The organism is Pseudomonas sp. GZJR-8 (assembly GCF_002916705.1).
Lineage (GTDB): Bacteria > Pseudomonadota > Gammaproteobacteria > Pseudomonadales > Pseudomonadaceae > Aquipseudomonas > Aquipseudomonas synxantha_A.
In genome coordinates this window covers 46,503-72,055 of sequence record NZ_JXSI01000017.1, presented here as the reverse complement: position 1 = coordinate 72,055, position 25,553 = coordinate 46,503, and the positions used below count along the sequence as shown (strand labels likewise).

37 protein-coding genes are annotated in these 25,553 nt (G+C 57.0%); 30 read left to right on the top strand and 7 right to left on the bottom strand.

Annotated elements, in window-relative coordinates:
• Positions 1–7: 7 nt before the first annotated feature.
• From rplD to bfr, 28 genes are all read left to right on the top strand, one after another.
• A complete protein-coding gene (gene rplD, locus TK42_RS25195; RefSeq protein WP_003176424.1) occupies positions 8–610 on the top strand; it encodes a 50S ribosomal protein L4 in 603 nt (200 codons plus the stop codon).
• Complete coding sequence (gene rplW / locus TK42_RS25190) at positions 607–906, top strand: 50S ribosomal protein L23 (protein ID WP_002555488.1); 300 nt, start codon at positions 607–609, stop codon at positions 904–906. The genes rplD and rplW overlap by 4 nt, the downstream gene beginning before the upstream one ends.
• A 14-nt stretch (positions 907–920) precedes the next feature.
• Positions 921–1,745, top strand: coding sequence for a 50S ribosomal protein L2 (gene rplB, locus TK42_RS25185; RefSeq protein ID WP_003186055.1), 825 nt, complete (start codon positions 921–923; stop codon positions 1,743–1,745).
• Positions 1,746–1,761: 16 nt separating this feature from the next.
• On the top strand, positions 1,762–2,037 hold the full coding sequence (gene rpsS, locus TK42_RS25180) for a 30S ribosomal protein S19 (RefSeq protein WP_002555486.1): 276 nt from the start codon (positions 1,762–1,764) through the stop codon (positions 2,035–2,037).
• 11 nt (positions 2,038–2,048) lie between these two features.
• Positions 2,049–2,381 (top strand): 50S ribosomal protein L22, encoded by a 333-nt coding sequence (gene rplV / locus TK42_RS25175; protein ID WP_003103908.1) that lies wholly within the window; start codon positions 2,049–2,051, stop codon positions 2,379–2,381.
• 13 nt (positions 2,382–2,394) lie between these two features.
• Positions 2,395–3,081, top strand: coding sequence for a 30S ribosomal protein S3 (gene rpsC / locus TK42_RS25170; RefSeq protein ID WP_003176422.1), 687 nt, complete (start codon positions 2,395–2,397; stop codon positions 3,079–3,081).
• A gap of 12 nt (positions 3,082–3,093) precedes the next feature.
• Entirely contained in the window at positions 3,094–3,507 is a 414-nt protein-coding gene (gene rplP / locus TK42_RS25165; protein WP_003176421.1) for a 50S ribosomal protein L16, read from the top strand.
• The gene (gene rpmC, locus TK42_RS25160) at positions 3,507–3,698 is read left to right on the top strand and encodes a 50S ribosomal protein L29 (RefSeq protein WP_002555481.1); all 192 of its coding nucleotides are present in this window, start codon (positions 3,507–3,509) and stop codon (positions 3,696–3,698) included. Before rplP ends, rpmC begins: the two co-directional genes overlap by 1 nt.
• A gap of 2 nt (positions 3,699–3,700) precedes the next feature.
• Positions 3,701–3,967 (top strand): 30S ribosomal protein S17, encoded by a 267-nt coding sequence (gene rpsQ, locus TK42_RS25155; protein WP_003176419.1) that lies wholly within the window; start codon positions 3,701–3,703, stop codon positions 3,965–3,967.
• Positions 3,968–3,990: 23 nt separating this feature from the next.
• Positions 3,991–4,359 carry a 50S ribosomal protein L14 gene (rplN, locus tag TK42_RS25150; protein ID WP_002555479.1) on the top strand — a complete coding sequence of 123 codons (369 nt, stop codon included), beginning with the start codon at positions 3,991–3,993 and terminating at the stop codon, positions 4,357–4,359.
• Between the two features lie 11 nt (positions 4,360–4,370).
• Entirely contained in the window at positions 4,371–4,685 is a 315-nt protein-coding gene (gene rplX / locus TK42_RS25145) for a 50S ribosomal protein L24 (RefSeq protein WP_003176416.1), read from the top strand.
• A gap of 22 nt (positions 4,686–4,707) precedes the next feature.
• Positions 4,708–5,247 carry a 50S ribosomal protein L5 gene (rplE, locus tag TK42_RS25140; protein WP_003194642.1) on the top strand — a complete coding sequence of 180 codons (540 nt, stop codon included), beginning with the start codon at positions 4,708–4,710 and terminating at the stop codon, positions 5,245–5,247.
• A gap of 13 nt (positions 5,248–5,260) precedes the next feature.
• Positions 5,261–5,566, top strand: coding sequence for a 30S ribosomal protein S14 (gene rpsN / locus TK42_RS25135; protein ID WP_003176414.1), 306 nt, complete (start codon positions 5,261–5,263; stop codon positions 5,564–5,566).
• A 208-nt stretch (positions 5,567–5,774) separates the two neighbouring features.
• Positions 5,775–6,167 carry a 30S ribosomal protein S8 gene (gene rpsH / locus TK42_RS25130; RefSeq protein WP_003176413.1) on the top strand — a complete coding sequence of 131 codons (393 nt, stop codon included), beginning with the start codon at positions 5,775–5,777 and terminating at the stop codon, positions 6,165–6,167.
• 12 nt (positions 6,168–6,179) lie between these two features.
• Positions 6,180–6,713: a 50S ribosomal protein L6 gene (rplF, locus tag TK42_RS25125; RefSeq protein ID WP_003194640.1), complete on the top strand. Its 534-nt coding sequence runs from the start codon at positions 6,180–6,182 to the stop codon at positions 6,711–6,713.
• A gap of 10 nt (positions 6,714–6,723) precedes the next feature.
• Complete coding sequence (gene rplR, locus TK42_RS25120) at positions 6,724–7,074, top strand: 50S ribosomal protein L18 (RefSeq protein ID WP_003186037.1); 351 nt, start codon at positions 6,724–6,726, stop codon at positions 7,072–7,074.
• 3 nt (positions 7,075–7,077) lie between these two features.
• Positions 7,078–7,578 carry a 30S ribosomal protein S5 gene (rpsE, locus tag TK42_RS25115; RefSeq protein ID WP_003176409.1) on the top strand — a complete coding sequence of 167 codons (501 nt, stop codon included), beginning with the start codon at positions 7,078–7,080 and terminating at the stop codon, positions 7,576–7,578.
• A 2-nt stretch (positions 7,579–7,580) separates the two neighbouring features.
• Complete coding sequence (rpmD, locus tag TK42_RS25110; RefSeq protein WP_003176408.1) at positions 7,581–7,757, top strand: 50S ribosomal protein L30; 177 nt, start codon at positions 7,581–7,583, stop codon at positions 7,755–7,757.
• 3 nt (positions 7,758–7,760) lie between these two features.
• Positions 7,761–8,198, top strand: a complete 438-nt coding sequence (gene rplO / locus TK42_RS25105; protein WP_003176407.1) for a 50S ribosomal protein L15 — start codon at positions 7,761–7,763, stop codon at positions 8,196–8,198.
• Positions 8,199–9,527, top strand: a complete 1,329-nt coding sequence (gene secY / locus TK42_RS25100; protein ID WP_003194637.1) for a preprotein translocase subunit SecY — start codon at positions 8,199–8,201, stop codon at positions 9,525–9,527.
• 28 nt (positions 9,528–9,555) lie between these two features.
• Entirely contained in the window at positions 9,556–9,672 is a 117-nt protein-coding gene (rpmJ, locus tag TK42_RS25095; RefSeq protein ID WP_002555468.1) for a 50S ribosomal protein L36, read from the top strand.
• Positions 9,673–9,801: 129 nt separating this feature from the next.
• Positions 9,802–10,158 carry a 30S ribosomal protein S13 gene (rpsM, locus tag TK42_RS25090; protein WP_003194635.1) on the top strand — a complete coding sequence of 119 codons (357 nt, stop codon included), beginning with the start codon at positions 9,802–9,804 and terminating at the stop codon, positions 10,156–10,158.
• A gap of 30 nt (positions 10,159–10,188) precedes the next feature.
• Positions 10,189–10,578: a 30S ribosomal protein S11 gene (gene rpsK / locus TK42_RS25085; protein ID WP_002555466.1), complete on the top strand. Its 390-nt coding sequence runs from the start codon at positions 10,189–10,191 to the stop codon at positions 10,576–10,578.
• An 18-nt stretch (positions 10,579–10,596) separates the two neighbouring features.
• The gene (gene rpsD / locus TK42_RS25080) at positions 10,597–11,217 is read left to right on the top strand and encodes a 30S ribosomal protein S4 (RefSeq protein WP_003176404.1); all 621 of its coding nucleotides are present in this window, start codon (positions 10,597–10,599) and stop codon (positions 11,215–11,217) included.
• A gap of 22 nt (positions 11,218–11,239) precedes the next feature.
• Complete coding sequence (gene rpoA / locus TK42_RS25075) at positions 11,240–12,241, top strand: DNA-directed RNA polymerase subunit alpha (RefSeq protein ID WP_003176403.1); 1,002 nt, start codon at positions 11,240–11,242, stop codon at positions 12,239–12,241.
• Positions 12,242–12,282: 41 nt separating this feature from the next.
• Positions 12,283–12,669 (top strand): 50S ribosomal protein L17, encoded by a 387-nt coding sequence (gene rplQ / locus TK42_RS25070; RefSeq protein WP_003176402.1) that lies wholly within the window; start codon positions 12,283–12,285, stop codon positions 12,667–12,669.
• A 237-nt stretch (positions 12,670–12,906) separates the two neighbouring features.
• Positions 12,907–14,355 carry a catalase gene (locus tag TK42_RS25065; RefSeq protein WP_103735411.1) on the top strand — a complete coding sequence of 483 codons (1,449 nt, stop codon included), beginning with the start codon at positions 12,907–12,909 and terminating at the stop codon, positions 14,353–14,355.
• Between the two features lie 155 nt (positions 14,356–14,510).
• On the top strand, positions 14,511–14,975 hold the full coding sequence (gene bfr, locus TK42_RS25060) for a bacterioferritin (protein WP_032879213.1): 465 nt from the start codon (positions 14,511–14,513) through the stop codon (positions 14,973–14,975).
• A gap of 66 nt (positions 14,976–15,041) precedes the next feature.
• Here bfr and uvrA read toward each other — a convergent pair whose 3' ends face one another.
• Positions 15,042–17,876 carry an excinuclease ABC subunit UvrA gene (gene uvrA, locus TK42_RS25055; protein ID WP_032879214.1) on the bottom strand — a complete coding sequence of 945 codons (2,835 nt, stop codon included), beginning with the start codon at positions 17,874–17,876 and terminating at the stop codon, positions 15,042–15,044.
• A 178-nt stretch (positions 17,877–18,054) separates the two neighbouring features.
• On the opposite strand from uvrA, the gene TK42_RS25050 reads away from it, so the two are divergent.
• Positions 18,055–19,449: an MFS transporter gene (locus TK42_RS25050; protein ID WP_103735410.1), complete on the top strand. Its 1,395-nt coding sequence runs from the start codon at positions 18,055–18,057 to the stop codon at positions 19,447–19,449.
• Between the two features lie 9 nt (positions 19,450–19,458).
• A complete protein-coding gene (locus tag TK42_RS25045) occupies positions 19,459–19,974 on the top strand; it encodes a single-stranded DNA-binding protein (RefSeq protein ID WP_005791904.1) in 516 nt (171 codons plus the stop codon).
• Positions 19,975–20,079: 105 nt separating this feature from the next.
• Here the strand turns inward: TK42_RS25045 and TK42_RS25040 are convergent, their stop codons facing one another.
• The 6 genes from TK42_RS25040 to TK42_RS25020 form a co-directional block, all read right to left on the bottom strand.
• Complete coding sequence (locus tag TK42_RS25040; RefSeq protein WP_032879215.1) at positions 20,080–20,691, bottom strand: LysE family translocator; 612 nt, start codon at positions 20,689–20,691, stop codon at positions 20,080–20,082.
• A gap of 86 nt (positions 20,692–20,777) precedes the next feature.
• The gene (locus TK42_RS25035) at positions 20,778–21,407 is read right to left on the bottom strand and encodes a LysE family translocator (RefSeq protein ID WP_005791901.1); all 630 of its coding nucleotides are present in this window, start codon (positions 21,405–21,407) and stop codon (positions 20,778–20,780) included.
• 76 nt (positions 21,408–21,483) lie between these two features.
• Positions 21,484–22,092 carry a formyltransferase family protein gene (locus tag TK42_RS25030; protein WP_177464533.1) on the bottom strand — a complete coding sequence of 203 codons (609 nt, stop codon included), beginning with the start codon at positions 22,090–22,092 and terminating at the stop codon, positions 21,484–21,486.
• A gap of 60 nt (positions 22,093–22,152) precedes the next feature.
• The gene (locus TK42_RS25025; protein ID WP_103735409.1) at positions 22,153–23,472 is read right to left on the bottom strand and encodes an aspartate aminotransferase family protein; all 1,320 of its coding nucleotides are present in this window, start codon (positions 23,470–23,472) and stop codon (positions 22,153–22,155) included.
• A 26-nt stretch (positions 23,473–23,498) separates the two neighbouring features.
• On the bottom strand, positions 23,499–23,642 hold the full coding sequence (locus TK42_RS27025; protein WP_005791897.1) for a hypothetical protein: 144 nt from the start codon (positions 23,640–23,642) through the stop codon (positions 23,499–23,501).
• 31 nt (positions 23,643–23,673) lie between these two features.
• Positions 23,674–25,515: a carbamoyltransferase gene (locus tag TK42_RS25020; protein ID WP_005791895.1), complete on the bottom strand. Its 1,842-nt coding sequence runs from the start codon at positions 25,513–25,515 to the stop codon at positions 23,674–23,676.
• Positions 25,516–25,553 lie beyond the last annotated feature (38 nt).

Genomic DNA, 25,553 nt, shown 5'->3' with positions numbered 1-25,553 from the left:
AGCTGACATGCAATTAAATGTAAATGACGCTCAAGCGATCGAAGTTTCCGAACTGACATTTGGCGGCGAATTCAACGAGACGCTCGTTCACCAAGCAGTCGTGGCCTACATGGCCGGCGGCCGTCAAGGTAGCAAGCAGCAAAAGACCCGTTCCGACGTACGTGGTGGCGGTAAGCGCCCTTGGCGTCAGAAAGGCACTGGCCGTGCTCGTGCCGGTACTATCCGTAGCCCAATCTGGCGTGGCGGTGGTACCACTTTCGCAGCTCGTCCACAGGATCACTCTCAGAAGCTCAACAAGAAGATGTACCGCGCAGCTCTGCGCTCCATCCTTGCTGAACTCGTGCGTACTGATCGTCTGGTCGTGGTTCAGGACTTCGCTGTCGAAAGTCCAAAAACCAAAGATCTGCTGGGCAAACTGAACAACATGAGCCTGACCGACGTTTTGATCGTGTCTGAAGCTGTTGATCAGAACCTGTACCTGGCTGCTCGCAACCTGCCACACGTTGATGTACGTGACGTGCAAGGTTCCGATCCAGTTAGTCTGATCGCATACGACAAGGTGTTGATCACCGTGTCGGCCGTGAAGAAATTCGAGGAGCTGCTGGGATGAACCAGGAACGCGTATTTAAAGTTCTGCTTGGCCCGCACGTTTCCGAAAAGGCTACGGTTCTGGCTGACAAGAAAGGCCAGTTCGTTTTCAAGGTTGCAACTGACGCAACCAAGCTGGAAATCAAGAAGGCCGTCGAAAGCCTGTTCAGCGTGAAAGTAGAGCGTGTTACTACCCTGAATGTTCTGGGTAAGAGCAAGCGCACTGCTCGCGGTCTGGGCAAGCGTAATGACTGGAAGAAGGCAGTTATCTCCCTTCAGCCAGGCCAAGATCTCGATTTCAGCAGCAGTGCTGAGTAAGGAAGGGGTGCATCATGGCAATCGTTAAATGCAAACCGACTTCCCCTGGCCGCCGTTTTGTGGTCAAGGTGGTCAACCAGGAGCTGCATAAAGGCGCTCCTCACGCACCGCTGCTCGAGAAAAAATCGAAGTCTGGTGGTCGTAACAACAATGGTCGCATTACCACTCGTCACATCGGTGGTGGCCATAAGCAGCATTATCGTCTGGTCGATTTCCGTCGCAACGACAAAGATGGCATCGCTGCCACTGTCGAGCGTATTGAATACGATCCAAACCGTACTGCTCACATCGCTCTGCTGCTGTACGCAGATGGCGAGCGTCGCTACATCATCGCCCCTAAAGGCGTGAGTGCTGGTGACCAGCTGATCGCAGGTGCTCTGGCGCCGATCAAGCCGGGCAACGCTCTGCAACTGCGTAACATTCCAGTTGGTAGCACCGTACACGGCATCGAATTGAAGCCAGGTAAAGGCGCGCAAATCGCTCGTTCCGCTGGTGCTTCGGCTCAGCTGATCGCTCGTGAAGGTGTCTACGTGACCCTGCGTCTGCGTTCTGGTGAGATGCGTAAAGTACTGGCTGAATGCCGTGCGACCCTGGGCGAAGTCTCGAACTCCGAGCACAGCCTGCGTTCGTTGGGTAAAGCTGGTGCCAAACGCTGGCGTGGCGTTCGCCCAACCGTTCGTGGTGTTGCCATGAACCCGGTTGACCACCCACACGGTGGTGGTGAAGGTCGTACCTCTGGTGGTCGTCATCCGGTATCGCCATGGGGCTTCCCGACTAAGGGCGCGAAGACTCGTGGTAATAAGCGTACCGACAAAATGATCGTCCGTCGTCGCAAGTAAATAGAGGGATACGACAGTGCCACGTTCTCTGAAAAAAGGTCCTTTTATTGATCTTCACCTACTGAAGAAGATCGAAGTGGCGGCGGAAAAGAACGATCGCAAACCAGTTAAGACCTGGTCGCGTCGTTCGATGATCCTGCCACAAATGGTCGGTCTGACCATCGCAGTACACAACGGTCGTCAACACGTCCCAGTTCTCGTTAACGAAGACATGGTCGGCCACAAACTGGGCGAGTTTGCCGGTACCCGCACTTATCGTGGGCACGTGGCAGACAAGAAAGCCAAGCGTTAAGGGGTTAGGAAATGGAAGTAGCCGCTAAGTTGTCGGGCGCTCGAATCTCCGCCCAGAAAGCCCGCTTGGTCGCCGACCAGATCCGCGGGAAGAAGGTGGGCGAAGCGCTCAACCTGTTGGCTTTCAGCAGTAAGAAAGCCGCCGAGATCATGAAGAAAGTGCTGGAGTCGGCCGTAGCCAACGCCGAGCATAACGAAGGCGCAGACGTTGATGACCTGAAGGTCAGCACCGTTTTCGTCAACGAAGGGCGTTCGCTGAAGCGCATCATGCCACGTGCCAAAGGCCGTGCTGATCGCATCGTCAAGCGGTCTTGCCATATCACTGTCAAGGTTGCTGACAAGTAACGGAGTCGAAGAGATGGGTCAGAAAGTACATCCCATTGGCATTCGCCTGGGAATCGTCAAGGAGCACACCTCCGTCTGGTACGCAGACGGTCGGACTTATGCGGACTATTTGTTCGCTGATCTGAAGGTGCGTGAGTATCTCCAAGACAAACTAAAAAGCGCGTCCGTAAGCCGTATCGATATCCATCGTCCGGCCCAAACTGCACGTATCACCATCCACACCGCTCGTCCAGGTATCGTTATCGGGAAGAAAGGTGAAGATGTTGAGAAACTGCGTCAGGACCTGACCAAGCAAATGGGTGTGCCTGTGCACATCAATATCGAAGAGATCCGCAAGCCGGAGCTCGACGGTATGCTGGTTGCGCAGAGCGTAGCTCAGCAGCTGGAGCGTCGCGTAATGTTCCGTCGCGCTATGAAGCGCGCCGTACAGAACGCCATGCGCATTGGTGCCAAAGGCATCAAAATCCAAGTGAGCGGTCGTCTCGGCGGTGCTGAAATCGCACGTACTGAATGGTATCGCGAAGGTCGTGTGCCACTGCACACCCTGCGTGCCGACATCGACTATGCCAACTACGAAGCTCACACCACTTACGGTGTGATCGGTGTAAAGGTTTGGATCTTCAAAGGCGAAGTAATTGGTGGTCGCCAAGAAGAACTGAAACCACAAGCACCAGCGCCTCGTAAAAAAGCTGCTAAGTAAGGGGTACGCCAAATGTTGCAACCTAAGCGTACGAAGTTCCGCAAGCAGATGACAGGCCACAACCGTGGTCTGGCTCAGCGCGGTAGCAAAGTCAGCTTCGGCGAGTTCGCGCTGAAGTCTGTAGCTCGTGGTCGTCTCACCGCTCGTCAGATCGAGTCAGCGCGTCGTGCTCTGACCCGTCACGTAAAACGTGGCGGCAAGATCTGGATCCGTGTATTCCCGGACAAGCCGATCTCCAAAAAACCTCTCGAGGTTCGGATGGGTAAAGGTAAGGGTAACGTGGAATACTGGGTTGCCCAGATTCAGCCAGGCAAAGTCCTGTATGAAATCGAGGGTGTTTCTGAAGAGCTGGCGCGTGAGGCTTTCGCCCTGGCTGCTGCAAAGCTGCCGCTCGCCACCTCCTTTGTTAAACGGACGGTGATGTGATGAAAGCGAATGAACTTCGTGAAAAATCCGCACAGCAGCTGAACGAGCAACTGCTCGGCCTGCTGCGCGACCAGTTCAATCTGCGTATGCAGAAAGCAACTGGCCAGTTGGGGCAGTCTCATCTGCTCTCGCAAGTTAAGCGTGACATCGCTCGCGTGAAGACTGTGCTCAACCAGCAGGCAGGTAAGTGATCATGGCTGAAGCCGAAAAGACTGTCCGTACGCTGACTGGCCGTGTTGTCAGCGACAAGATGGACAAAACCATCACCGTTTTGATCGAGCGTCGCGTTAAGCACCCGATCTACGGTAAATATGTTAAGCGTTCGACTAAGCTGCACGCGCACGACGAAACCAATCAGTGCCACATCGGCGACAAAGTCACTATTCGTGAAACTCGTCCGCTGGCCAAGACCAAGTCTTGGGCGCTGGTTGATGTTCTCGAACGCGCTGTGGAAGTCTAAGGACTAGGGGTCGGAGAAATTATATGATTCAGACTCAATCCATGCTCGATGTGGCCGATAACAGCGGCGCTCGCCGTGTTATGTGCATCAAGGTGCTGGGTGGCTCCCATCGTCGTTACGCTGGTATCGGTGACATCATCAAAGTTACCGTCAAGGAAGCAATTCCTCGCGGTAAGGTGAAAAAAGGCCAAGTGATGACTGCTGTTGTAGTCCGCACTCGTCACGGCGTACGTCGTGCTGATGGCTCCATTATCCGCTTTGATGGCAACGCTGCTGTTCTTCTGAACAACAAGCAAGAGCCGATCGGCACCCGTATCTTTGGGCCAGTGACCCGTGAACTTCGTACTGAGAAGTTCATGAAGATCGTCTCGCTCGCCCCAGAAGTGCTGTAAGGAGATCCGACATGCAAAAGATTCGTCGTGACGACGAGATCATCGTGATCGCCGGCAAAGACAAAGGTAAGCGCGGTAAGGTGCTTAAGGTTCTCGCTAATAACCGTCTGGTTATCGGTGGTCTGAACCTGGTCAAGCGTCATACCAAGCCTAACCCGATGTCGGGCGTGCAGGGCGGTATCGTCGAGAAAGAAGCTCCGCTGGACGCTTCTAACGTCGCCATCTTCAATGGCGAAACCAACAAGGCTGACCGCGTTGGTTTCAAAGTAGAAGACGGTAAGAAAATTCGTGTCTTCAAGTCGACCCAAAAAGCGGTTGATGCTTGAACACTGCTAGGTAGATTAGACCATGGCACGACTACAAGAGATTTACCGGAAGGAAATCGCCCCTAAGCTTAAGGAAGAACTTAAGCTCGGGAACGTGATGGAAGTTCCGCGCGTCACCAAAATCACCCTGAACATGGGTCTGGGCGAAGCGATCGGCGACAAAAAAGTCATCGAGCACGCTGTTGCCGACCTGGAAAAGATCACCGGTCAAAAAGTCGTTGTGACTTACGCTCGGAAATCCATCGCTGGCTTTAAAGTCCGTGAAGGTTGGCCGATCGGCGTCAAAGTGACTCTGCGCCGTGAGCGTATGTACGAATTCCTGGATCGTCTGCTGTCGATCTCCCTGCCTCGGGTCCGCGACTTCCGCGGCCTGAATGCCAAGTCCTTCGATGGTCGTGGTAACTACAGCATGGGCGTGAAAGAGCAGATCATCTTCCCGGAAATCGACTACGACAAGATCGATGCTCTCCGCGGTCTGGACATCACCCTGACCACCACTGCCAAGAACGATGATGAAGGTCGCGCCCTGTTGCGTGCTTTCAAATTCCCGTTCCGCAACTGATTGGAGTAGGACCATGGCCAAGATGAGCATGAAAAACCGCGAGCTGAAGCGTCAGCTCACGGTTGCCAAGTACGCCAAGAAGCGTGCAGCACTGAAAGCAATCATCGTTGATCTGAACGCAAGTCCAGAAGCGCGTTGGGAAGCTACAGTTGCTCTGCAGAAGCAGCCACGTGACGCAAGCGCTTCGCGCATGCGTAACCGCTGCCGCCTGACCGGTCGTCCACACGGCGTTTACCGCAAGTTCGGCCTCGGCCGTAACAAACTGCGTGAAGCGGCAATGCGTGGTGACGTACCAGGTCTGGTTAAAGCCAGCTGGTAAGTACTTTCAACGTCCAGGTGGTCGGAATCGCAAGATACTGACCGCCGGTGACCTTGAATCTGGATCAAGCCCCTTTTGGGGCTTGTTTCATTTCTGGAGTGTGTCTAAAATACGCGGCTCGCCTGAGCCCGTGTTTTTTGTGCTCGGAGATTCTCGGCGACATATGTAGCCGCAAGGCTAATTTTTTTGTATTAGGAGCGTCTAGCCCATGAGTATGCAGGACCCGTTAGCGGACATGCTAACTCGTATCCGTAATGCCCAGATGGCTGAAAAGTCCGTCGTAAGCATGCCATCTTCCAAGTTGAAGGTAGCTGTTGCCAAAGTCCTGAAAGACGAAGGCTACATTGCGGGTTATCAGATCAGCAGCGAAATCAAACCACTGCTGTCCATCGAGCTGAAGTACTTCGAAGGCCGTTCGGTCATCGAGGAAGTGAAGCGCGTTAGCCGTCCAGGCTTGCGTCAGTACAAGTCCGCTGAAGATCTGCCGAAAGTTCGTGGCGGTCTGGGCGTGTCTATCGTCTCCACCAACAAAGGTGTGATGACGGATCGTGCTGCGCGCGCTGCCGGTGTCGGCGGCGAAGTTCTTTGCACTGTGTTCTAAGGGGGGATAAGCATGTCTCGCGTCGCTAAGAACCCCGTTAAGCTGCCAGCCGGTGTCGAAGTCAAATTCGCAGGCCAACAGCTTTCGGTGAAGGGTGCCAAGGGTACTCTTGAACTGAACATCCATTCGTCCGTTGAGATCGTTGAAGAAGCTGGTGAGCTGCGTTTCGCTGCTCGCAATGGCGATCAACAAACTCGCGCAATGGCCGGTACCACGCGTGCGTTGGTAAACAACATGGTCCAAGGCGTAAGCCAAGGCTTCGAGCGCAAGCTCCAGCTGGTCGGTGTTGGTTACAAAGCGCAAGCAAAAGGCACGGTTTTGAACCTTGCCCTTGGCTTCTCGCACCCAGTGGATTACGAACTGCCAGCGGGCATCACTGCTGAGACTCCTAGCCAGACCGATATCCTGATCAAGGGCATCGACAAGCAGCTGGTAGGTCAAGTGGCCGCTGAGATCCGCGACTTCCGTCCACCAGAGCCGTACAAAGGCAAAGGTGTGCGCTACGCGGACGAAGTCGTCCGTCGTAAAGAAGCCAAGAAGAAGTAGGGCATAGCAAATGACCGACAAAAAAGTTACTCGACTGCGTCGCGCTCGCAAAGCACGCCTGAAAATGCACGAACTCGAAGTCGTGCGTCTCTGCGTGTTCCGCTCGTCGCAGCACATCTACGCCCAGGTCATCTCGGCCGACGGCAACAAAGTCCTGGCAAGCGCCTCGACTTTGGATAAAGAACTGCGTGATGGTGCCACTGGCAACATCGACGCGGCCACAAAGGTTGGCCAGCTGGTCGCTACGCGTGCTAAGGCCGCTGGCGTCTCGCAAGTGGCTTTCGACCGCTCTGGCTTCAAGTACCACGGTCGCGTGAAAGCGCTGGCTGATGCTGCTCGTGAAGCTGGGCTGGAGTTCTAAGTTATGTCAAATAACGACCAAAAGCGCGACGAAGGCTACATTGAGAAGCTGGTTCAAGTTAACCGCGTAGCCAAAACCGTTAAAGGCGGCCGTATCTTCACTTTCACCGCGTTGACCGTGGTGGGTGATGGTAAAGGGCGTGTTGGCTTCGGCCGTGGCAAGTCACGTGAAGTGCCTGCCGCGATCCAGAAGGCAATGGAAGCTGCTCGTCGCAACATGATCCAAGTTGATCTGAACGGCACCACTCTGCAGTACGCAATGAAGTCCGCTCACGGCGCTTCGAAGGTGTACATGCAGCCTGCTTCTGAAGGTACCGGTATCATCGCTGGCGGCGCTATGCGTGCTGTCCTCGAAGTTGCTGGCGTTCAGAACGTTCTGGCCAAGTGCTACGGCTCGACTAACCCGGTAAACGTGGTTCACGCCACTTTCAAGGGGCTGAAAGCTATGCAATCTCCTGAGTCCATCGCTGCCAAGCGTGGTCTGACTGTCAAGGAGATCTTCTGATCATGGCTACCGTTAAAGTAACGCTGATCAAAAGCATGACCGGCCGCATCCCTAACCACAAACTGTGTGTTAAAGGTTTGGGTCTGCGTCGCATCGGTCACACTGTAGAAGTCCAGGATACTCCCGAGAATCGCGGGATGATCAACAAGGCTTACTACATGCTGCGTGTAGAGGGTTAATCGATGAAACTCAATGATCTGAGTCCAGCGCCGGGTTCCCGTCGCGAAAAGCATCGTCCGGGCCGTGGTATCGGTAGCGGTTTGGGTAAGACTGGTGGCCGTGGCCACAAAGGTCAAACCTCCCGCTCCGGTGGCACCATCGCTCCAGGCTTTGAAGGCGGTCAACAGCCGCTGCATCGTCGCCTGCCTAAGTTCGGTTTCGTATCCCTGAAAGCCATGGACCGCGCAGAAGTGCGTCTGTCCGAGCTGGCTAAAGTGGAAGGCGACATCGTTACTGTGCAGACCCTGAAAGATGCCAACGTGATCAACGTCAACGTACAGCGTGTGAAAATCATGCTGTCCGGTGAAGTGACTCGCGCTGTCACTATCGGCAAGGGAATCGGCGCCACCAAAGGTGCGCGTTCGGCTATCGAAGCAGCTGGCGGCAAGTTCGAGGAATAAATGGCTAAGCAAGGTGCTCTCTCAGCGCTCGGCAAAGGCGGTATGTCTGAACTTTGGGCTCGTCTGCGTTTTCTGTTCCTGGCGATTATCGTCTACCGAATAGGCGCACACATCCCGGTTCCAGGTATCAACCCGGACCGACTCGCAGACCTGTTTCGACAGAATGAGGGGACCATTCTTAGCTTGTTCAACATGTTTTCCGGCGGTGCGCTGGAGCGGATGAGCATCTTTGCACTGGGGATCATGCCGTACATTTCGGCGTCGATCATCATGCAACTGATGACAGCCGTCAGCCCGCAGCTGGAGCAGTTGAAGAAGGAAGGTGAAGCTGGCCGTCGCAAGATTAGCCAGTACACCCGCTACGGCACTGTAGTCCTCGCCCTGGTTCAAGCTATCGGCATGTCCGTTGGCCTGGCAGGGCAGGGCGTTGCGTTCACTGGTGACTTTGGCTTCCATTTCGTCGCGGTATCCACGTTTGTGGCTGGTGCGATGTTCATGATGTGGCTGGGTGAGCAGATTACTGAGCGTGGTGTTGGTAACGGTATCTCGATGTTGATTTTCGCAGGTATCGTCGCCGGTCTTCCGAGAGCAATCGGGCAGTCTTTCGAGTCTGCGCGTCAGGGTGATATCAATATCTTCGCCCTGGTTGCTATCGGTTTGCTGGCAGTAGCGATTATCGGTTTTGTGGTGTTCATTGAGCGTGGCCAGCGTCGTATTGCTGTTCACTACGCCAAGCGTCAGCAGGGCCGTAAGGTTTTTGCTGCGCAGACCAGCCACTTGCCGCTGAAAGTGAATATGGCCGGTGTTATTCCGGCAATTTTCGCGAGCAGCATCTTGCTGTTTCCGGCTTCGTTGGGTACCTGGTTTGGTCAGTCTGAAAATATGGGCTGGCTGCAGGACCTCTCTCAGTCGATCGCTCCTGGTCAGCCGTTGAATATTCTGCTGTTTAGTGCAGGGATTATTTTCTTCTGCTTCTTCTATACGGCGTTGATGTTCAATCCGAAAGACGTAGCGGAAAACCTGAAGAAGTCCGGTGCCTTTATTCCGGGTATCCGTCCAGGTGAGCAGTCGGCACGCTACATTGATGGCGTTCTGACTCGTTTGACCCTGTTCGGTGCTCTATATATGACGGCCGTGTGTCTGTTGCCCCAGTTCCTGGTGGTTGCAGCAAACGTTCCGTTCTACCTTGGCGGGACCTCGTTGCTGATCGTGGTCGTGGTTGTGATGGACTTCATGTCCCAAGTACAATCGCACCTCGTTTCGCACCAGTACGAATCCCTGATGAAGAAAGCCAACCTGAAGGGCTACGGCAGCGGCATGTTGCGCTGAGTACCCCATAAGGTTCGAGGAGTTGGTGATGAAAGTTCGTGCATCGGTGAAAAAGCTGTGCCGTAACTGCAAGATTATTCGCCGCGAAGGTGTTGTTCGAGTAATTTGCAGCGCGGAACCGCGTCACAAACAGCGCCAAGGCTGAGTGTGATCCGCTTGAAGCCCGGCAGCTAGTGCGCTGCCGGGTTGATTATTTGTTATTACAGCGATATTATCTCGCGCCCTATTTCTTGGCTTCCGGGGCGTAGGTAGCTGTCAATTGGAGTCCCACTGAATGGCCCGTATTGCAGGCGTTAACATTCCAGATAACAAGCACACTGTTATCTCGCTGACCTACATCTATGGTGTTGGTCGCACTACTGCGCAGAAAATTTGCGCAGTTGCTGGGGTAAACCCAGCCGCTAAGATCAAGGATCTGAGCGACGAGCAGATTGAACAGCTGCGTGGCGAAGTGGCGAAGTTCACCACTGAAGGTGACCTGCGTCGCGAAATCAACATGAAAATCAAGCGTTTGATGGACCTCGGTTGCTATCGCGGTCTGCGTCATCGTCGTGGTCTTCCAGTACGCGGTCAGCGTACCAAGACTAACGCGCGTACCCGTAAAGGTCCGCGTAAGCCGATCCGCAAGTAATCGCCCCAGCGAATCGACAGGAAAATTATCATGGCAAAACCTGCTGCTCGTCCTCGTAAAAAAGTTAAAAAGACAGTGGTTGATGGCATCGCCCACATCCATGCATCTTTTAACAACACAATCGTGACCATCACCGACCGTCAAGGTAACGCGCTTTCTTGGGCTACCTCCGGTGGTTCGGGTTTCCGCGGTTCCCGCAAGTCCACTCCGTTTGCTGCTCAAGTAGCTGCTGAACGTGCTGGTCAAGCTGCGCTGGAATACGGCCTGAAAAACCTCGACGTTAACGTCAAAGGTCCAGGTCCAGGTCGTGAGTCTGCTGTCCGTGCTTTGAACGGCTGTGGCTATAAGATCGCCAGCATCACCGACGTGACGCCAATCCCGCACAACGGGTGCCGTCCGCCGAAGAAGCGCCGCGTGTAATCCAGGAGATTGTAAAGAATGGCTCGTTACATTGGTCCAAAATGCAAACTCGCTCGTCGCGAAGGCACCGATCTCTTCCTGAAGAGCGGCGTGCGCGCGATCGAATCGAAGTGCAACATTGAAGCAGCACCTGGTATCCACGGCCAACGCCGCGGTCGCCAGTCCGATTACGGCACCCAACTGCGTGAAAAGCAGAAGGTCCGTCGTATTTACGGCGTTCTCGAGCGTCAGTTCAGCGGCTACTACAAAGAAGCTGCTGGCAAGAAAGGTGCAACCGGTGAAAACCTGCTGCAACTGCTCGAATGCCGTCTGGACAACGTTGTATACCGTATGGGCTTTGGTTCGACTCGTGCCGAATCCCGTCAGCTGGTATCGCACAAGTCGATCAGCGTTAACGGTCAGACCGTAAACGTTCCGTCTTACCAGGTTCGTGCTGGTGACGTGGTCGCAGTTCGCGAGAAAGCTAAAAACCAACTTCGCATTGTCCAAGCTCTCGATCTGTGTGCCCAACGTGGCCGCGTAGAATGGGTAGAAGTAGACACTGAGAAGAAGTCGGGCGTTTTCAAGAACGTTCCTGCTCGCAGTGATCTGTCCGCCGACATCAACGAAAGCCTGATTGTCGAGCTCTACTCCAAGTAAGGGCTAGAAAATAGGTGCATCCATGCAGATTTCGGTAAATGAGTTCCTGACACCCCGCCACATTGATGTGCAGGTTGTCAGTCCAACCCGCGCCAAAATTACTCTCGAGCCTCTCGAGCGTGGTTTTGGCCACACCCTGGGCAACGCGCTGCGCCGCATCCTGTTGTCCTCAATGCCCGGCTGTGCAGTAGTCGAGGCCGAGATTGACGGTGTGCTCCACGAGTACAGCGCCATCGAAGGTGTACAGGAAGACGTAATTGAAATCCTGTTGAACCTTAAAGGTCTGGCTATCAAGCTGCACGGCCGTGACGAAGTTACGCTGACCTTGTCGAAGAAGGGTTCGGGGGTGGTTACCGCTGCCGATATTCAGCTGGATCATGATGTCGAGATCGTTAACCCCGATCACGTAATCGCTAACCTGGCGTCTAACGGCGCCCTGAACATGAAGCTCACTGTAGCTCGTGGTCGTGGTTATGAACCGGCCGACTCGCGTCAGAGCGATGAAGACGAAAGCCGCAGCATTGGTCGCTTGCAGCTTGACTCTTCGTTCAGCCCGGTTCGCCGTATCGCATACGTGGTGGAAAACGCCCGTGTCGAGCAGCGTACTAACCTGGACAAGCTGGTTATTGATCTGGAAACCAACGGTACCCTGGATCCTGAAGAGGCTATCCGCCGCGCTGCAACCATTCTGCAACAGCAGTTGGCTGCGTTCGTCGACCTCAAAGGTGACAGCGAACCAGTGGTAATCGAGCAGGAAGACGAGATCGATCCGATCCTGCTTCGCCCGGTTGACGATCTGGAACTGACTGTACGTTCGGCTAACTGCCTTAAGGCGGAAAACATTTACTACATCGGCGACCTGATTCAGCGTACCGAAGTAGAACTGTTGAAGACTCCGAACCTGGGCAAGAAATCCTTGACTGAAATCAAGGACGTTCTGGCCTCCCGCGGTCTGTCCCTCGGCATGCGCCTCGACAACTGGCCGCCTGCAAGTCTTAAGAAGGACGACAAGGCGACTGCCTGATCGTCGTAATCACCGAACGTGAGTTTGGTAAGGAATGAACCATGCGTCATCGTAAAAGTGGTCGTCACCTGAGCCGTACCAGCTCGCACCGCAAGGCCATGTTCCAAAACATGGCGGTGTCGCTGTTCGAGCACGAGCTGATCAAAACTACACTGCCGAAAGCTAAAGAACTGCGTCGCGTTGCTGAGCCGCTGATCACTTTGGCCAAGACAGACAGCCTGGCTAACCGCCGTCTGGCTTTCGACCGTACTCGTTCGAAAGCTATCGTTGGTAAGCTCTTCAACGACCTGGGCAAGCGTTACGCTACCCGTGAGGGTGGCTACCTGCGCATCCTCAAGTGCGGTTTCCGCGCTGGCGACAACGCGCCTATGGCGTACGTCGAGTTGGTTGATCGTGCTACTGCCGGCGAAGCTGTAAGCGCCGAGTAAGACGACAAGCTGCAACAAAAAACCGGGCCTCGCGCCCGGTTTTTTGTGCGCGTAACAAAAGCGCAACTTATACAAGCTTCCATAGACAGTGCGCTGCACTATAGCGAGCGGAGTCTTGTTAGTTATTTTCTATCGACGCATACGATTTAATGAATTTGTAGGCGTAGTGTTGATGATCAATACTCCCTCCAAGCCGCTTAGCCGGCAGTTCAAAGTCCGACCTGAGGAAGATTGCGCATGAGCCAGAATAAAGTCCTTACCACCGCCAGCGGGGCTCCTGTTGCGGATAACCAGAACTCCCGTTCCGCAGGCCCTCGTGGCCCGTTGTTGCTCGACGATTTCCATCTGATCGAGAAGCTCGCTCACTTCAACCGTGAAAACATTCCTGAGCGGCGCGTGCATGCCAAAGGATCGGGTGCCTACGGTACGTTCACCGTTACCCAAGACATCACCCAGTACACCTGTGCCAAGCTGTTCGAATCTGTTGGCAAGCAAACGCCTACATTCCTGCGATTCTCCACTGTGGGTGGTGAGCGCGGGTCTGCTGACACTGAGCGTGATCCACGTGGTTTTGCCCTGAAGTTCTATACCGAAGAGGGCAACTGGGACATCGTGGGCAACAACACCCCTGTGTTCTTCATCCGGGATCCGCTGAAATTCCCGGACTTTATCCACACCCAGAAACGCCTGCCGCAGAGCAACCTGAAAAGCGCGCAGATGATGTGGGACTTCTGGTCGCACTCTCCAGAGGCGCTGCATCAGGTCACCATTCTGTTTTCGGACCGTGGCATTCCAGACGGCTATCGCCACATGCACGGCTTCGGCAGTCACACGTACAGTCTGATCAACGCCAAGGGCGAACGCCACTGGGTGAAGTGGCACTACAAGACCAAGCAAGGCATCAAGAACCTGGCCCCGGCCGAGGCTGCACGCCTGGCGGGTACCGACCCTGACTATGCCCAGCGTGATCTGTTTGGTGCTATCGAGCGCGGTGATTTTCCGAAATGGCGCGTCTGCATCCAGATCATGACTGAGGCTCAAGCAAACGCTCATTATGAGAACCCGTTTGACGTGACCAAGACCTGGTCGCAAAAAGAGTTCCCGCTGATCGAAGTGGGCGAGCTTGAGCTCAACCGTAATCCGCAGAACTACTTCGCAGAAGTGGAGCAGGCTGCATTTGGTCCGAGCAACATGGTTCCAGGCGTTGGCCTGTCACCCGATCGTATGTTGCAAGGTCGAGTGTTTGCCTACGCAGATGCCCACCGCTACCGTGTCGGCACTAACCACCAGCAACTGCCCGTAAACGCGCCGCGCAACCCGGTTAACAGTTACCAGCGTGACGGTTCTATGGCCTTCGGCAGTAATGGCGGTGCGGCTCCCAACTACGAGCCAAACAGCTATGCCGATGCGCCCAAGCAAGCCCCGCAGTACGCAGAGCCGGCACTGGCCCTGAGCGGCGCTGCTGATCGTTACGATCACCGCGAAGATACGGACTACTACAGCCATGCGGGCGCGCTGTTCCGCTTGATGAATGATGAGCAGAAAGCCCTGCTGACCAATAACATTGCCGGTGCGATGGCTAGCGTTTCCAGCGATGTGGTCCAGCGTCAATTGCAGCACTTCTACAAGGCCGACCCGGCTTATGGAGAAGCAATCGCAAAGGCACTGGGTGTATCGCTTAACTGACTCTAAACGATAAGCAGAACCGCCCTCATTTGGGCGGTTTTTGCGTTATTTCAGCTACTTTTCTACGGAAATCTTCACTTTTCTGCCGTTGATCCCGTGACCTTCAAGTCATCATGGTTCAAACTACAGTCTTTCAAGCAGGGAGATGTAGGGCGATGCAAGGTCACCCCGACGTAATCGATTACCTCAACACGTTGCTGACGGGCGAACTGGCAGCTCGTGACCAATATTTCATCCATTCGCGCATGTACGAAGACTGGGGCTTTACCGAGCTCTACGAGCGTATCAACCATGAGATGGAAGAAGAGGCACAGCACGCCGACGCACTGATGCGCCGTATCCTGATGCTCGAAGGCACGCCGCGTATGCGTCCTGATGATCTCGATGTGGGGACCACGGTACCGGACATGCTCGCTGCCGACCTTCGCCTCGAGTACAAAGTTCGTGCTGCGCTCTGCAAGGGCATCGAACTTTGCGAGCTGCACAACGACTACGTCACCCGGGAAATTCTGCGCGTGCAGTTGGCCGACACCGAAGAAGATCACACCTATTGGTTGGAAAAACAGTTGGGCCTGATCAAGTTGATTGGCCTGGAGAATTACCTGCAATCGCAGTTCTGATTCCCAGCTGTAAAAAAGCCCCCGTCACCGCAAAGTGACAGGGGCTTTTTATTGGGCTAGAAAAAGTCAGGCCCGGTCGCGCGCCAGCAACGGTTTCAAGTAGTAACCGGTGTGCGACTGTGGCATTTCGCAAACTTGCTCCGGCGTACCCACTGCGATGATCTGGCCACCCTTGGAACCACCTTCCGGCCCAAGGTCCACCAGCCAGTCAGCGGTCTTGATCACATCAAGGTTGTGCTCGATTACCACCACGGTATTGCCGTGGTCTCGCAGGCGGTGCAGCACGTCCAGCAATTGCTGGATATCCGCGAAGTGCAGACCGGTGGTCGGTTCATCGAGGATGTACAAGGTTTTGCCGGTATCGCGCTTGGACAGCTCGCGAGACAGCTTGACCCGTTGTGCCTCGCCACCTGACAGCGTAGTCGCCGATTGCCCCAGCTTGATGTACGACAAGCCCACATCCATCAGCGTTTGCAGCTTGCGCGCCAACGCCGGCACCGCGTCGAAGAACTCGCGAGCTTCCTCGATGGTCATCTCCAGGGTTTCATGGATGCTCTTGCCCTTGTACTTGATCTCAAGGGTTTCGCGGTTGTAGCGCTTGCTTTTGCACACGTCGCACGGCACGTAGATGTCCGGCAGAAAATGCATCTCCACCTTGATCAAGCCATCGCCCTGGCAGGCCTCACAGCGCCCGCCCTTGACGTTGAACGAGAACCGCCCAGGTCCATAGCCGCGCGAGCGGGACTCGGGTACACCCGCGAACAGCTCGCGGATCGGCGTAAACAGCCCAGTGTAGGTGGCCGGGTTGGAGCGTGGGGTACGCCCAATCGGGCTTTGGTCGATATCGACCACCTTGTCCAGGTGCTCCAGGCCCTTGATGCTGTCGTGCGCCGCCGCTTCCAGGGTGGTCGCGCCGTTCAGCGCGGTGGCACTGAGTGGGAACAGCGTGTTGTTGATCAGCGTCGACTTGCCCGAACCGGAAACACCGGTCACACAGGTCAGCAGGCCCAGCGGAATCTCCAGGTCGACATTGCGCAGGTTGTTGCCGCGCGCGCCCTTGAGATGCAGTGCCATCTTTTTGTTACGCGGCGTACGCTTGGCGGGCACTTCGATCTTCACCCGGCCAGACAGGTACTTGCCGGTCAACGAATCAGGATGCGCCATCACTTCGGCAGGCGTGCCCTCGGCAACGATATGTCCGCCATGCACACCTGCACCCGGGCCGATATCGACCACGTAGTCCGCCAGGCGGATGGCATCTTCATCGTGCTCGACCACAATCACGGTATTGCCGATGTCCCGCAGGTGTTTCAACGTGCCGAGCAGGCGATCGTTATCCCGTTGGTGCAAGCCAATCGACGGTTCGTCGAGGATATACAGCACGCCAACAAGGCCCGCACCGATCTGGCTGGCCAGCCGGATCCGCTGTGCTTCACCGCCCGACAAGGTATCGGCGCTGCGGTCCAGTGACAGATAGTCCAGGCCAACGTTGACCAGGAACTGCAGGCGCTCGCGAATTTCCTTGAGGATCTTGTCGGCAATTTCCCCACGACGCCCGGTGAGCTTGAGGACACCAAAATATTCACACGCATCGCCGATTGGCAGGTTAGTCACTGCCGGCAACGTTTTTTCGCCCACCCACACATGCCGCGCTTCACGGCGCAGGCGTGTGCCACGGCAATCCGGGCAAGGCTGTGTGCTGAGGAACTTTGCCAGTTCTTCACGCACACTTGCCGATTCGGTCTCGCGGTAGCGACGTTCCAGGTTCGGCACGATGCCTTCGAACGGGTGGGAGCGCTTGACGATGTCGCCACGGTCGTTCAGGTACTTGAAGTCGACATTCTGCGAGCCGCTGCCATGCAGAATGACCTTCTGCTGGTCTGCCGGCAGCTGGTTGAACGGCACTTCCAGGCTGAACTTGTAGTGCGAGGCCAATGACCCGAGCATCTGGAAATAGTAGACGTTACGCCGGTCCCAGCCGCGTATCGCCCCCTCGGCCAGGGTCAGGTCGCCATTGACCAGGCGCTTGATATCGAAGAACTGCTTCACGCCCAGGCCATCGCACGTCGGGCAGGCGCCGGCTGGGTTGTTGAAGGAAAACAGCTTGGGCTCCAGTTCGCTGATGGCGTGCCCACAGATTGGGCAGGCGAAGCGCGCGGAGAAGATGATCTCTTCGCCCGGCTCGTCATCCATCGGCGCCACCAGGGCAATGCCGTCGGCCAGCTTCAGCGCGGTCTCGAACGATTCCGCCAAACGCTGCTGCAGGTCGGCGCGTACCTTGAAGCGGTCGACCACCACATCAATGGAATGCTTTTTCTGCTTGTCGAGTTTGGGCGCTTCATCCAGCTCATAGAGCTTGCCGTTGATGCGCGCACGTACAAAACCCTGGGCGCGCAGCTCTTCGAAGACCGAAAGGTGCTCGCCCTTGCGCTCGCGGATGACGGGCGCCAGCAGCATCAGCTTGGCGCCTTCCGGCTGGGCCAGTACCAGGTCGACCATCTGGCTGACGGTCTGGGCTTCCAGGGGAATATCGTGGTCCGGGCAGCGCGGAATACCCACGCGCGCATACAGCAGGCGCAGGTAGTCGTAGATTTCGGTAATGGTGCCCACGGTGGAACGCGGGTTGTGGGAGGTCGACTTCTGCTCGATGGAAATGGCCGGCGACAAGCCTTCGATGGTGTCGACGTCGGGCTTTTCCATCATCGACAGGAATTGCCGGGCATAGGCCGACAGGGATTCCACATAGCGACGCTGACCTTCGGCATATAGCGTGTCGAACGCCAGGGACGACTTGCCGGAGCCGGACAAGCCGGTGATGACGATCAGTTTGTCCCGGGGCAGGGTCAGGTCGATGTTCTTCAGGTTGTGGGTTCTAGCCCCACGAATCAGGATCTTGTCCAAGATGGCCTCGCACGGCGGGCGTAAATAATGCCGGAGTATACGGCTAAAGACTGGATGAATATACACTGTCAAAAGGCCGCTTGCAGCCTTAGATGAAAGCTGCGCGGCAAAGCGCCGCATATACCCTCTCAATCGATGGGACTGGTAGAATCGCCGCCGGTTCACACGAGGTTTTTCCATGCACGATCCCCACAGCGAACGCATGAGTAGCGGCGAGACCCGAGCGGCAAGCGGTCTGGCCCTGGTGTTCGCTTTCCGTATGCTGGGCATGTTTATGGTGTTGCCGGTGCTGGCGACCTATGGAATGGATCTCGCAGGCGCTACCCCCGCGTTGATCGGCCTGGCGATTGGCGCCTATGGCCTGACCCAGGCGATTTTTCAGATCCCGTTCGGGATTATTTCCGACCGCATTGGCCGTCGCCCGGTGATTTATCTTGGCTTGATCGTGTTCGCCCTTGGCAGTGTGCTTGCGGCCCAGTCCGATTCGATCTGGGGCGTGATCGCCGGGCGCATCCTGCAAGGCGCCGGGGCGATTTCCGCCGCGGTGATGGCGTTGCTGTCGGACCTGACCCGCGAACAGCACCGCACCAAGGCCATGGCCATGATCGGCATGACTATCGGTCTGTCGTTTGCCGTGGCCATGGTGGTCGGCCCGTTGCTGACGAGCGCTTTTGGTCTGCATGGGTTGTTTCTGGCCACTGGCGGCCTGGCTCTGGTCGGGATTGTGATCGTAGCCTTTATGGTGCCGCGCTCTACCGGCACGCTGCAGCACCGAGAATCGGGCGTCGCACGTCAGGCGCTGCTGCCGACGCTCAAGCACCCGGACCTGCTGCGCCTGGATTTAGGTATCTTCGTATTACACGCAATGCTGATGTGCAGCTTCGTCGCCTTGCCCCTGGCCCTGGTGGAAAAAGCCGCCCTGCCCAAGGAGCAGCATTGGTGGGTCTACCTCACCGCGCTGCTGATTTCGTTCTTCGCCATGATCCCGTTCATCATCTATGGCGAGAAGAAACGCAAAATGAAACGAGTTTTACTCGGCGCCGTCGCGACATTGATGCTCACTGAACTATTCTTCTGGCAGTTCGGCGATAGCCTGCGGGCACTGGTCATCGGTACGGTGGTGTTTTTCACCGCGTTCAACCTGCTGGAAGCTTCGCTGCCGTCGCTGATCAGTAAAGTTTCACCGGCTGGCGGCAAGGGCACGGCGATGGGGGTGTACTCCACCAGCCAGTTCCTTGGCTCGGCGTTGGGCGGCATCATGGGTGGCTGGATGTTCCAGCATGGCGGTTTGTCGGTTGTCTTCCTCGGATGCGCCGGGCTGGCTGCACTTTGGCTGGTCTTTGCTGTTACCATGCGCGAACCTCCCTACGTCACAAGTCTGCGTTTGCCGCTATCGCCCGAGGCGATCCGCGAGGCTGGTCTGGTAGAGCGCCTGAAGGCCGTCGTAGGGGTAACGGATGCAGTCGTGGTCGCTGAAGAGGCGGCCATTTACATCAAATTGGACACCGAATTATTGGATCGCGCGACGCTCGAGCAACTGGTCAACCCAGTGCCGACAGCGCGCCCAGCCTAGGAGAACGTTATGGCCCGTGGGGTTAACAAAGTCATATTGGTCGGTACTTGCGGCCAGGATCCCGAAGTTCGCTACTTGCCTAACGGTAATGCCGTGACCAACCTGAGTCTGGCGACCAGCGAACAGTGGACCGACAAGCAGACCGGCCAGAAGGTCGAGAAAACCGAATGGCACCGCGTGTCGATGTTCGGCAAGGTCGCTGAGATTGCCGGCGAATATCTGCGCAAAGGTTCGCAGGTCTACATCGAAGGCAAACTGCAAACCCGCGAGTGGGAAAAAGACGGCATCAAGCGTTACACCACCGAAATCGTGGTCGACATGCAAGGCACCATGCAATTGCTGGGCGGCCGTCCACAGGGCGACCAACAGGGCCAGGGCGGCATGTCCAACTCGGCACCGCGTCCACAGCAGTCGCGTCCACAGCCAACCCAGCAGCCACAGCGTGAGTCGCGTCCAGCGCCACAACAGGCTGCGCCGCAACCGGCTCAGGATTTCGACAGCTTTGATGACGATATTCCGTTCTGATACTCAGCTTTTCAGAACGTAATCCAAAAAAGCGAAGCCATTGATTTGGCTTCGCTTTTTTTATGAGCGCAGATCTTGGTGGTGCAAAAAATACAGCGCCGGAACTCAGCTCGTCTGCTGCAGCAACGGATACAGCGATATCACCAGCAACGCCGCCATGCCGAAGTTGAACACGCGTAACCAGCGCGGGTTGCGCAGCACGTTGCGCAACACACTGCCGAATCCTGCCCAAACCCCCACGCTCGGCGCATTGATCAGGGCGAACACCGTAGCGATGATCACCACGTTCATGGTGTAGCCCTGCAACGGTGTGTAGGTGCTGATTGCACCGATTGCCATCACCCACGCCTTGGGATTGACCCATTGAAACGCCGCCGCGCCCCAGAACCCCAGAGGCTTGCCTTTACCTTCAGTGTCTTCGGATGCCGGGCCCGAACGGGCGATGTTCCACGCCAGGTACAGCAAGTAAGCCGCGCCCGCGTAGCGCAGGATGGTGTAGAGCACCGGATAGGCGGTAAACGCCGCGCCCAGCCCAAGCCCCACCGCCAATACCAGCACCAGGAATCCGGAGCTGATGCCCAGGATATGCGGGATGGTGCGCTGGAAGCCGAAATTAACCCCTGAGGCCAGCAGCATGGCGTTATTGGGGCCCGGGGTGACGGACGTGACAAACGCAAATAAAGCAAACGCCAGCATCAAATCAAACGACAAGGACATGGTTTTTTCCTGGAACGGGCCTTAGCACGTCACCTGCCACTCGGGTTTCGCGGTTACAGGTGTACGGAGGCCACTTAAAGTTGGAGTCAGAGCAACGAACTGAGAAAGCCGATGGCAACCATCGAGTAGAACGCTGCGCAAATCAGCCCGAAGGACTTGCGGGTCCGGGCAAAAAAAGGTTCTGCCGAATGGGCGGAAAACGCCAGGGCGTAGGTGCAGAAAATCAGGAAACCCAACAACGCACAGGCCGCCACCAGCACAAAACTCGCCCATGCCGGTGCGTTGACGCTCAGCCCCACTGTGGTCACGGTGAACCAGGTCAAGGCCGCCTTGGGGTTGGTCAGGTGAATGCCCAACCCTTGTAGATAGAAGCCCAGGTTGCGCGTCTGTTTTGCTCGCGCTTTGGCCACCGTCGTGGCGTTATGCGCCAGCGCACTGCGCACCGACTTCCAGGCCAGGAAGAACAGGTAGCAGGCGCCGAACACCTTCAGCCACAGGATGATCTGGGTGTTGGACATTAACAGCGCCGACACGCCGGCAGCGGTCATCGCGCCCCAGCACAACGACCCGGAAATAACCCCCGCCGCCAGCGCCAGGCCCGGTGTGCGCCCGTAGTTCAAGGAGGTGTTGGCGATGGCCAGGTTGCCTGGGCCCGGGCTGGCGGTGCCGATCACGTAGACCCCCAGTGCCGCTGCAAAACTTGAAAACTCAAACATAGGTGCACTCATACCCGTGGCGCCAGCGCGCAGTGAGCACCCCAAGCCACCGCGGCTTGAAGTGATGGTCAAAAAACTACTTGAAGCAACGATGATCCGGCTCTTGGGCGCGAATCTTCTCCATCCAGGGCTTGAGTTCCGATTGCTTGTACAGGCGCTCGCCCCAATTTTCCGGCGAAACCGGCAATGGCCGCCCCTGCAGGATGTAGTCGGTGAGCAGGTGAATGAACTGCTGCAGGCAATAGGCGCCCACGTGCAGGCGCAGCGAGGAAGCCGTCTCGGCGGGCGCGACGTTGAAGCGCGCCACATCGATGATCTGCCCGCTGTCCACCGAAGGGGCCAGGTGATGGCAGGTCGAACCGTAGGTTTCATCGTTGTAGTAGATCGCGTAATGCTGGCTGCCCAGGCCCCGATATTTGGGGGGCGCCGGGTGCAGGTTGATCGCGCCTTTGCGGGCATTCTTGTAGATGCTCTGCGGGAAGATGAAGTCGCCACGGTAGGAGATGATCCAGTCGCCTTCCCAATCATCCAGGTGATAAGGGTAGGGATCGCCCGGGTCCCAGCAAAACACCTCGAGGTTGGAGAACACGGTCTTGGCGAATTCCACGCCGTGATCACACCAGTCCATAGTGCACACCGACAGCAGGACTTTGTCCTTGCATGGTTCGATCGTCTGCATCTTCATTTCTCCCTTTCCAGCTAATGTGGGTGACAACGACCGTCCCCCGGTAAGCCCGCTCGATCGCTAGTAGGCGACAGCCCTGACCACTGCATTGAAGCGCTCGACCATTTGCCCCAGTTCCCCTTCGCTGGTGATAAACGGCGGTGCGAACAGCACATGATTGCCTTGTGTGCCTTGCACTGTGCCGCTGCCGGGATAAATCAGCAGGCCGCGTTGCAGCGCCTCTTGCTTGAGGGCCGCGGCATAGGCGCCGCCGCCTCTGAATGGCGCCTTGGTGGAACGGCTCTCGACAAACTCGACGCCCACGAACAATCCGCGCCCGCGCACATCGCCAACGATATCCAGGTCAGCCAGGCTTTCCCTGAGCCAGGTGCGCAGTTGCTCACCTCGTTGGCGCACTTGCGTCAGCAGGTCTTCTTCGACGATGACTTGCTGTACCTCCAGGGCAATGGCGCAGGCCAGCGGGTGGTTGACATGGGTTTGGCCGTTGCCCAGTACACCCGAGCCACGGGCCATCACCGAATGCACCCGGTCACTGATCAACAGCGCCGAGATCGGCATGTAACCCGCCGCCAGGCCTTTGCCGACCGCGACCATGTCGGGCACGATGCCGTCGTCGGTATAGGCGAACAGCTGCCCGGTACGCCCCATGCCGGCCATCACCTCATCAAGGATCAGCAGCACATCGTGGCGCTCGCACACCGCCTTGATCTTGCGAAAATAACCGGGCACCGCAGGCACCGCGCCGTTGGTGGAGCCCACTACGGTCTCGGCAAAGAACGCCGCGACGTTCTCACTGCCCAGGCTACGAATCTTGGCGTCCAGTTCATCGGCCAGGCGTGTGGCGTACTGCTCCTGGCTTTCGTCGGGCCGTTGATCACGGTAGGCGTAGCAGGGGGAGACGAACTCGGCGGGTGCAAATAGTCGACCGAATACCGACTGGCGCTGCGGGTTGCCGGAGATGCTCAAGGTGCCCAGTGTGCTGCCGTGATAGCTCTGTTGGCGGGAAATGAACACTGATTTGTCGGGCAAGCCGCGCTCGCACTGGTACTGGTAAGCGATTTTCATCGCCAGCTCCATCACCTCCGAGCCGCCGGACAAGAACTGCGCACGCGCCAGGCCGCCACTGGCTGCCACCAGGCGCTCAGCGAGCTCCTCGGCGGCAGCGGTGGTGAAGCTGCCCGCATGGGCCCAGGCCAGTTTCTTCGCTTCGCGCTCGAATGCCGCGGCGATCCGCGGGTGCCCATGGCCCAGGCTCGACACTGCGACACCGCCGCAGGTGTCGAGGTAGCGTTTGCCCGTTGCATCCTCAAGCCAAACCCCACTCCCGCCGACCGCCAGGATCGGTGAGCTGTTGAGGTTCTTGTAGATCACTTTTGACATGGGCGCAGTTCCTCAGGCAATGGGCGTTACCGTTTACTCACAGCGTGATCCCAGGCTGTCGGCGCCTGGTGAAAGCGCCGGCCGAAACGGGAAGAGTGAAACACCGAACGCGTCAGCCCGATGGGCAGCAACACGACGATAAACATCAGAAACGCAAGAAATCTCAGCACGGTAAAAGCTCCATTGAGTTAAAGGTAAGGATCAATCCAGCGGGATCTCGCTGCGCCAGTCCACAGCCTCGACGAAGGCCGGTTGGCCGGGGCGTTCCAGCACGTAACGGCCCAAAACCAGTACGTCCATTTCGGTGCGCATGAAGCAGGCGTACGCTTCCTCGGGTTTGCACACGATGGGCTCACCGCGCACGTTGAACGAGGTATTGACCAGCACCGAGCACCCCGTGCGTTCCTTGAAACTGCGCAGCAGGTAGGTGAACGGTGCGTTGTTTTCCTCGGTCACCGTTTGCACCCGTGCCGACAGGTCGACGTGGGTCACCGCCGGCAATTGCGAGCGAATATTGTTGATACTGCCCAGCCCGCGCTCCGGGCCGCCTTCTTGCCGCGACTGCTGGGATTTGATCGAGTCGGTGACCGGCGCGACCATCAGCATGTAAGGGCTTTTTTCGCAGATATCGAAATAGTTGCCGGCGTCCTCGGCCAGCACGGCCGGGGCAAACGGGCGGAACGACTCGCGGTATTTGATCTTCAGGTTCATGGTGCGCTGCATCTCGGGGTTGCGTGCATCGCCGAGAATCGAACGCGCGCCCAAGGCTCGTGGGCCAAACTCCATGCGCCCCTGGAACCAGCCCACCACCGCGCCCTCGGCCAGGCGACTGGCAACCTGGTCATACAGCCCGGCGTCGTCATAGCGGGTGAAGGGGTAGTGGTTTTCCAGCAGGAAGCGGGCGATTTCTTCGTCGCCAAAGCCCGGCCCCAGCAGGCTGCCGCTCATGGCATCAGACTTGCCACCTTCCAGGTGCGGACGACCGCTGTGCTTGACGGCAAAGTCCAACGCCGCCCCCAGGGCGCAACCGGCATCACCGGCCGCCGGCTGGATCCAGATCGAATCAAAGCGCCCCGAGCGGCTGAGCACGCCGTTGGCCACGCAGTTCAAGGCTACGCCACCGGCCAGGCACAGATTGCGCTCGCCGGTCTGCTTGACCGCGGCAGTGGCCAGGCCCAGCACCACTTCCTCGGTGACTTTTTGAATCGACGCGGCCAGGTCGCACTCGCGCTGTGAGATCGGACTTTCGGGTTGACGGATCGGCCCACCGAACAACTCTTCAAACGCTTCGCCGACCATGCGCTCACCGCGCAGGTACTCGAAGTACTTCATGTTCAGGGTGAACGAGCCGTCCTCGCGGATATTGATCAGCTCGTCGCGAATCTTGTCGGCGTAGATCGGCTGGCCATAGGGCGCCAGGCCCATCAGCTTGTATTCCCCTGAGTCGACCTTGAACCCGCAATAGTAGGTCATGGCCGAATACAGCAAACCCACCGAATGGGGGTAGGAAATCGAGTTTTTCAGTTCAAGATTGGTGCCCTGGCCGTGCCAGATCGTGGTCGAATGCCATTCGCCGATGCCGTCGATGCACAACACCGCCGCGTTCTTGAACGGTGACGGGTAAAACGCCGCCGCCGCGTGGGAGCGGTGATGCTGGGAGGCCTGGGTGCGCGGCGCCTTGCCCCGGCCCAGGATTTCGAGTTGCTCGTCGACGAACTTGAGCACGTTCCACTTCCAGCGAATCCATTCCGGCATCGCATTGATGAACGTACGTGCGCCGCCGATGCCGCCGCTGGCAAACGACGAAATCACCCGGGAGAATTTTTCCTGGGGGTCTTCGTAATAAACCACCGCTTCCAGGTCATCCAGGCTGATGCCCTCGGCGTCCAGGCAATAGGCAATCGCCTGGGCCGGGAACGCCGGGTCATGGCGCACGCGAGTGAAGCGCTCTTCCTGGGCGGCAGCGACGGGCACGCCGTCCTTGACCAGGGCGGCAGCACTGTCGTGGTAGAAGGCAGAAATCCCTAAAACATAATTAGCCATTTAACTGTGCATCCTCATCACATTCCGCCAATCCATGG

What these genes read in the sequence shown, in the direction of transcription:
- rpsM (WP_003194635.1), top strand. Translation starts at nt 9,802, where the DNA reads ATGGCCCGTATTGCAGGCGTTAACATTCCAGATAACAAGCACACTGTT.
- TK42_RS25025 (WP_103735409.1), bottom strand. Translation starts at nt 23,472, where the DNA reads ATGTCAAAAGTGATCTACAAGAACCTCAACAGCTCACCGATCCTGGCG.
- rplP (WP_003176421.1), top strand. Translation starts at nt 3,094, where the DNA reads ATGTTGCAACCTAAGCGTACGAAGTTCCGCAAGCAGATGACAGGCCAC.
- TK42_RS25020 (WP_005791895.1), bottom strand. Translation starts at nt 25,515, where the DNA reads ATGGCTAATTATGTTTTAGGGATTTCTGCCTTCTACCACGACAGTGCT.
- rpsD (WP_003176404.1), top strand. Translation starts at nt 10,597, where the DNA reads ATGGCTCGTTACATTGGTCCAAAATGCAAACTCGCTCGTCGCGAAGGC.
- rplD (WP_003176424.1), top strand. Translation starts at nt 8, where the DNA reads ATGCAATTAAATGTAAATGACGCTCAAGCGATCGAAGTTTCCGAACTG.
- rplN (WP_002555479.1), top strand. Translation starts at nt 3,991, where the DNA reads ATGATTCAGACTCAATCCATGCTCGATGTGGCCGATAACAGCGGCGCT.
- rplW (WP_002555488.1), top strand. Translation starts at nt 607, where the DNA reads ATGAACCAGGAACGCGTATTTAAAGTTCTGCTTGGCCCGCACGTTTCC.
- rplF (WP_003194640.1), top strand. Translation starts at nt 6,180, where the DNA reads ATGTCTCGCGTCGCTAAGAACCCCGTTAAGCTGCCAGCCGGTGTCGAA.
- rpsK (WP_002555466.1), top strand. Translation starts at nt 10,189, where the DNA reads ATGGCAAAACCTGCTGCTCGTCCTCGTAAAAAAGTTAAAAAGACAGTG.
- TK42_RS25040 (WP_032879215.1), bottom strand. Translation starts at nt 20,691, where the DNA reads ATGTCCTTGTCGTTTGATTTGATGCTGGCGTTTGCTTTATTTGCGTTT.
- rpoA (WP_003176403.1), top strand. Translation starts at nt 11,240, where the DNA reads ATGCAGATTTCGGTAAATGAGTTCCTGACACCCCGCCACATTGATGTG.
- rpsC (WP_003176422.1), top strand. Translation starts at nt 2,395, where the DNA reads ATGGGTCAGAAAGTACATCCCATTGGCATTCGCCTGGGAATCGTCAAG.
- rplV (WP_003103908.1), top strand. Translation starts at nt 2,049, where the DNA reads ATGGAAGTAGCCGCTAAGTTGTCGGGCGCTCGAATCTCCGCCCAGAAA.
- rplQ (WP_003176402.1), top strand. Translation starts at nt 12,283, where the DNA reads ATGCGTCATCGTAAAAGTGGTCGTCACCTGAGCCGTACCAGCTCGCAC.
- rpsQ (WP_003176419.1), top strand. Translation starts at nt 3,701, where the DNA reads ATGGCTGAAGCCGAAAAGACTGTCCGTACGCTGACTGGCCGTGTTGTC.
- rpmC (WP_002555481.1), top strand. Translation starts at nt 3,507, where the DNA reads ATGAAAGCGAATGAACTTCGTGAAAAATCCGCACAGCAGCTGAACGAG.
- rplE (WP_003194642.1), top strand. Translation starts at nt 4,708, where the DNA reads ATGGCACGACTACAAGAGATTTACCGGAAGGAAATCGCCCCTAAGCTT.
- TK42_RS25050 (WP_103735410.1), top strand. Translation starts at nt 18,055, where the DNA reads ATGCACGATCCCCACAGCGAACGCATGAGTAGCGGCGAGACCCGAGCG.
- rpmJ (WP_002555468.1), top strand. Translation starts at nt 9,556, where the DNA reads ATGAAAGTTCGTGCATCGGTGAAAAAGCTGTGCCGTAACTGCAAGATT.
- secY (WP_003194637.1), top strand. Translation starts at nt 8,199, where the DNA reads ATGGCTAAGCAAGGTGCTCTCTCAGCGCTCGGCAAAGGCGGTATGTCT.
- rpsN (WP_003176414.1), top strand. Translation starts at nt 5,261, where the DNA reads ATGGCCAAGATGAGCATGAAAAACCGCGAGCTGAAGCGTCAGCTCACG.
- rpsE (WP_003176409.1), top strand. Translation starts at nt 7,078, where the DNA reads ATGTCAAATAACGACCAAAAGCGCGACGAAGGCTACATTGAGAAGCTG.
- bfr (WP_032879213.1), top strand. Translation starts at nt 14,511, where the DNA reads ATGCAAGGTCACCCCGACGTAATCGATTACCTCAACACGTTGCTGACG.
- rpsH (WP_003176413.1), top strand. Translation starts at nt 5,775, where the DNA reads ATGAGTATGCAGGACCCGTTAGCGGACATGCTAACTCGTATCCGTAAT.
- rplR (WP_003186037.1), top strand. Translation starts at nt 6,724, where the DNA reads ATGACCGACAAAAAAGTTACTCGACTGCGTCGCGCTCGCAAAGCACGC.
- TK42_RS25035 (WP_005791901.1), bottom strand. Translation starts at nt 21,407, where the DNA reads ATGTTTGAGTTTTCAAGTTTTGCAGCGGCACTGGGGGTCTACGTGATC.
- rpmD (WP_003176408.1), top strand. Translation starts at nt 7,581, where the DNA reads ATGGCTACCGTTAAAGTAACGCTGATCAAAAGCATGACCGGCCGCATC.
- TK42_RS25065 (WP_103735411.1), top strand. Translation starts at nt 12,907, where the DNA reads ATGAGCCAGAATAAAGTCCTTACCACCGCCAGCGGGGCTCCTGTTGCG.
- rplB (WP_003186055.1), top strand. Translation starts at nt 921, where the DNA reads ATGGCAATCGTTAAATGCAAACCGACTTCCCCTGGCCGCCGTTTTGTG.
- TK42_RS25030 (WP_177464533.1), bottom strand. Translation starts at nt 22,092, where the DNA reads ATGAAGATGCAGACGATCGAACCATGCAAGGACAAAGTCCTGCTGTCG.
- rplX (WP_003176416.1), top strand. Translation starts at nt 4,371, where the DNA reads ATGCAAAAGATTCGTCGTGACGACGAGATCATCGTGATCGCCGGCAAA.
- rplO (WP_003176407.1), top strand. Translation starts at nt 7,761, where the DNA reads ATGAAACTCAATGATCTGAGTCCAGCGCCGGGTTCCCGTCGCGAAAAG.
- TK42_RS25045 (WP_005791904.1), top strand. Translation starts at nt 19,459, where the DNA reads ATGGCCCGTGGGGTTAACAAAGTCATATTGGTCGGTACTTGCGGCCAG.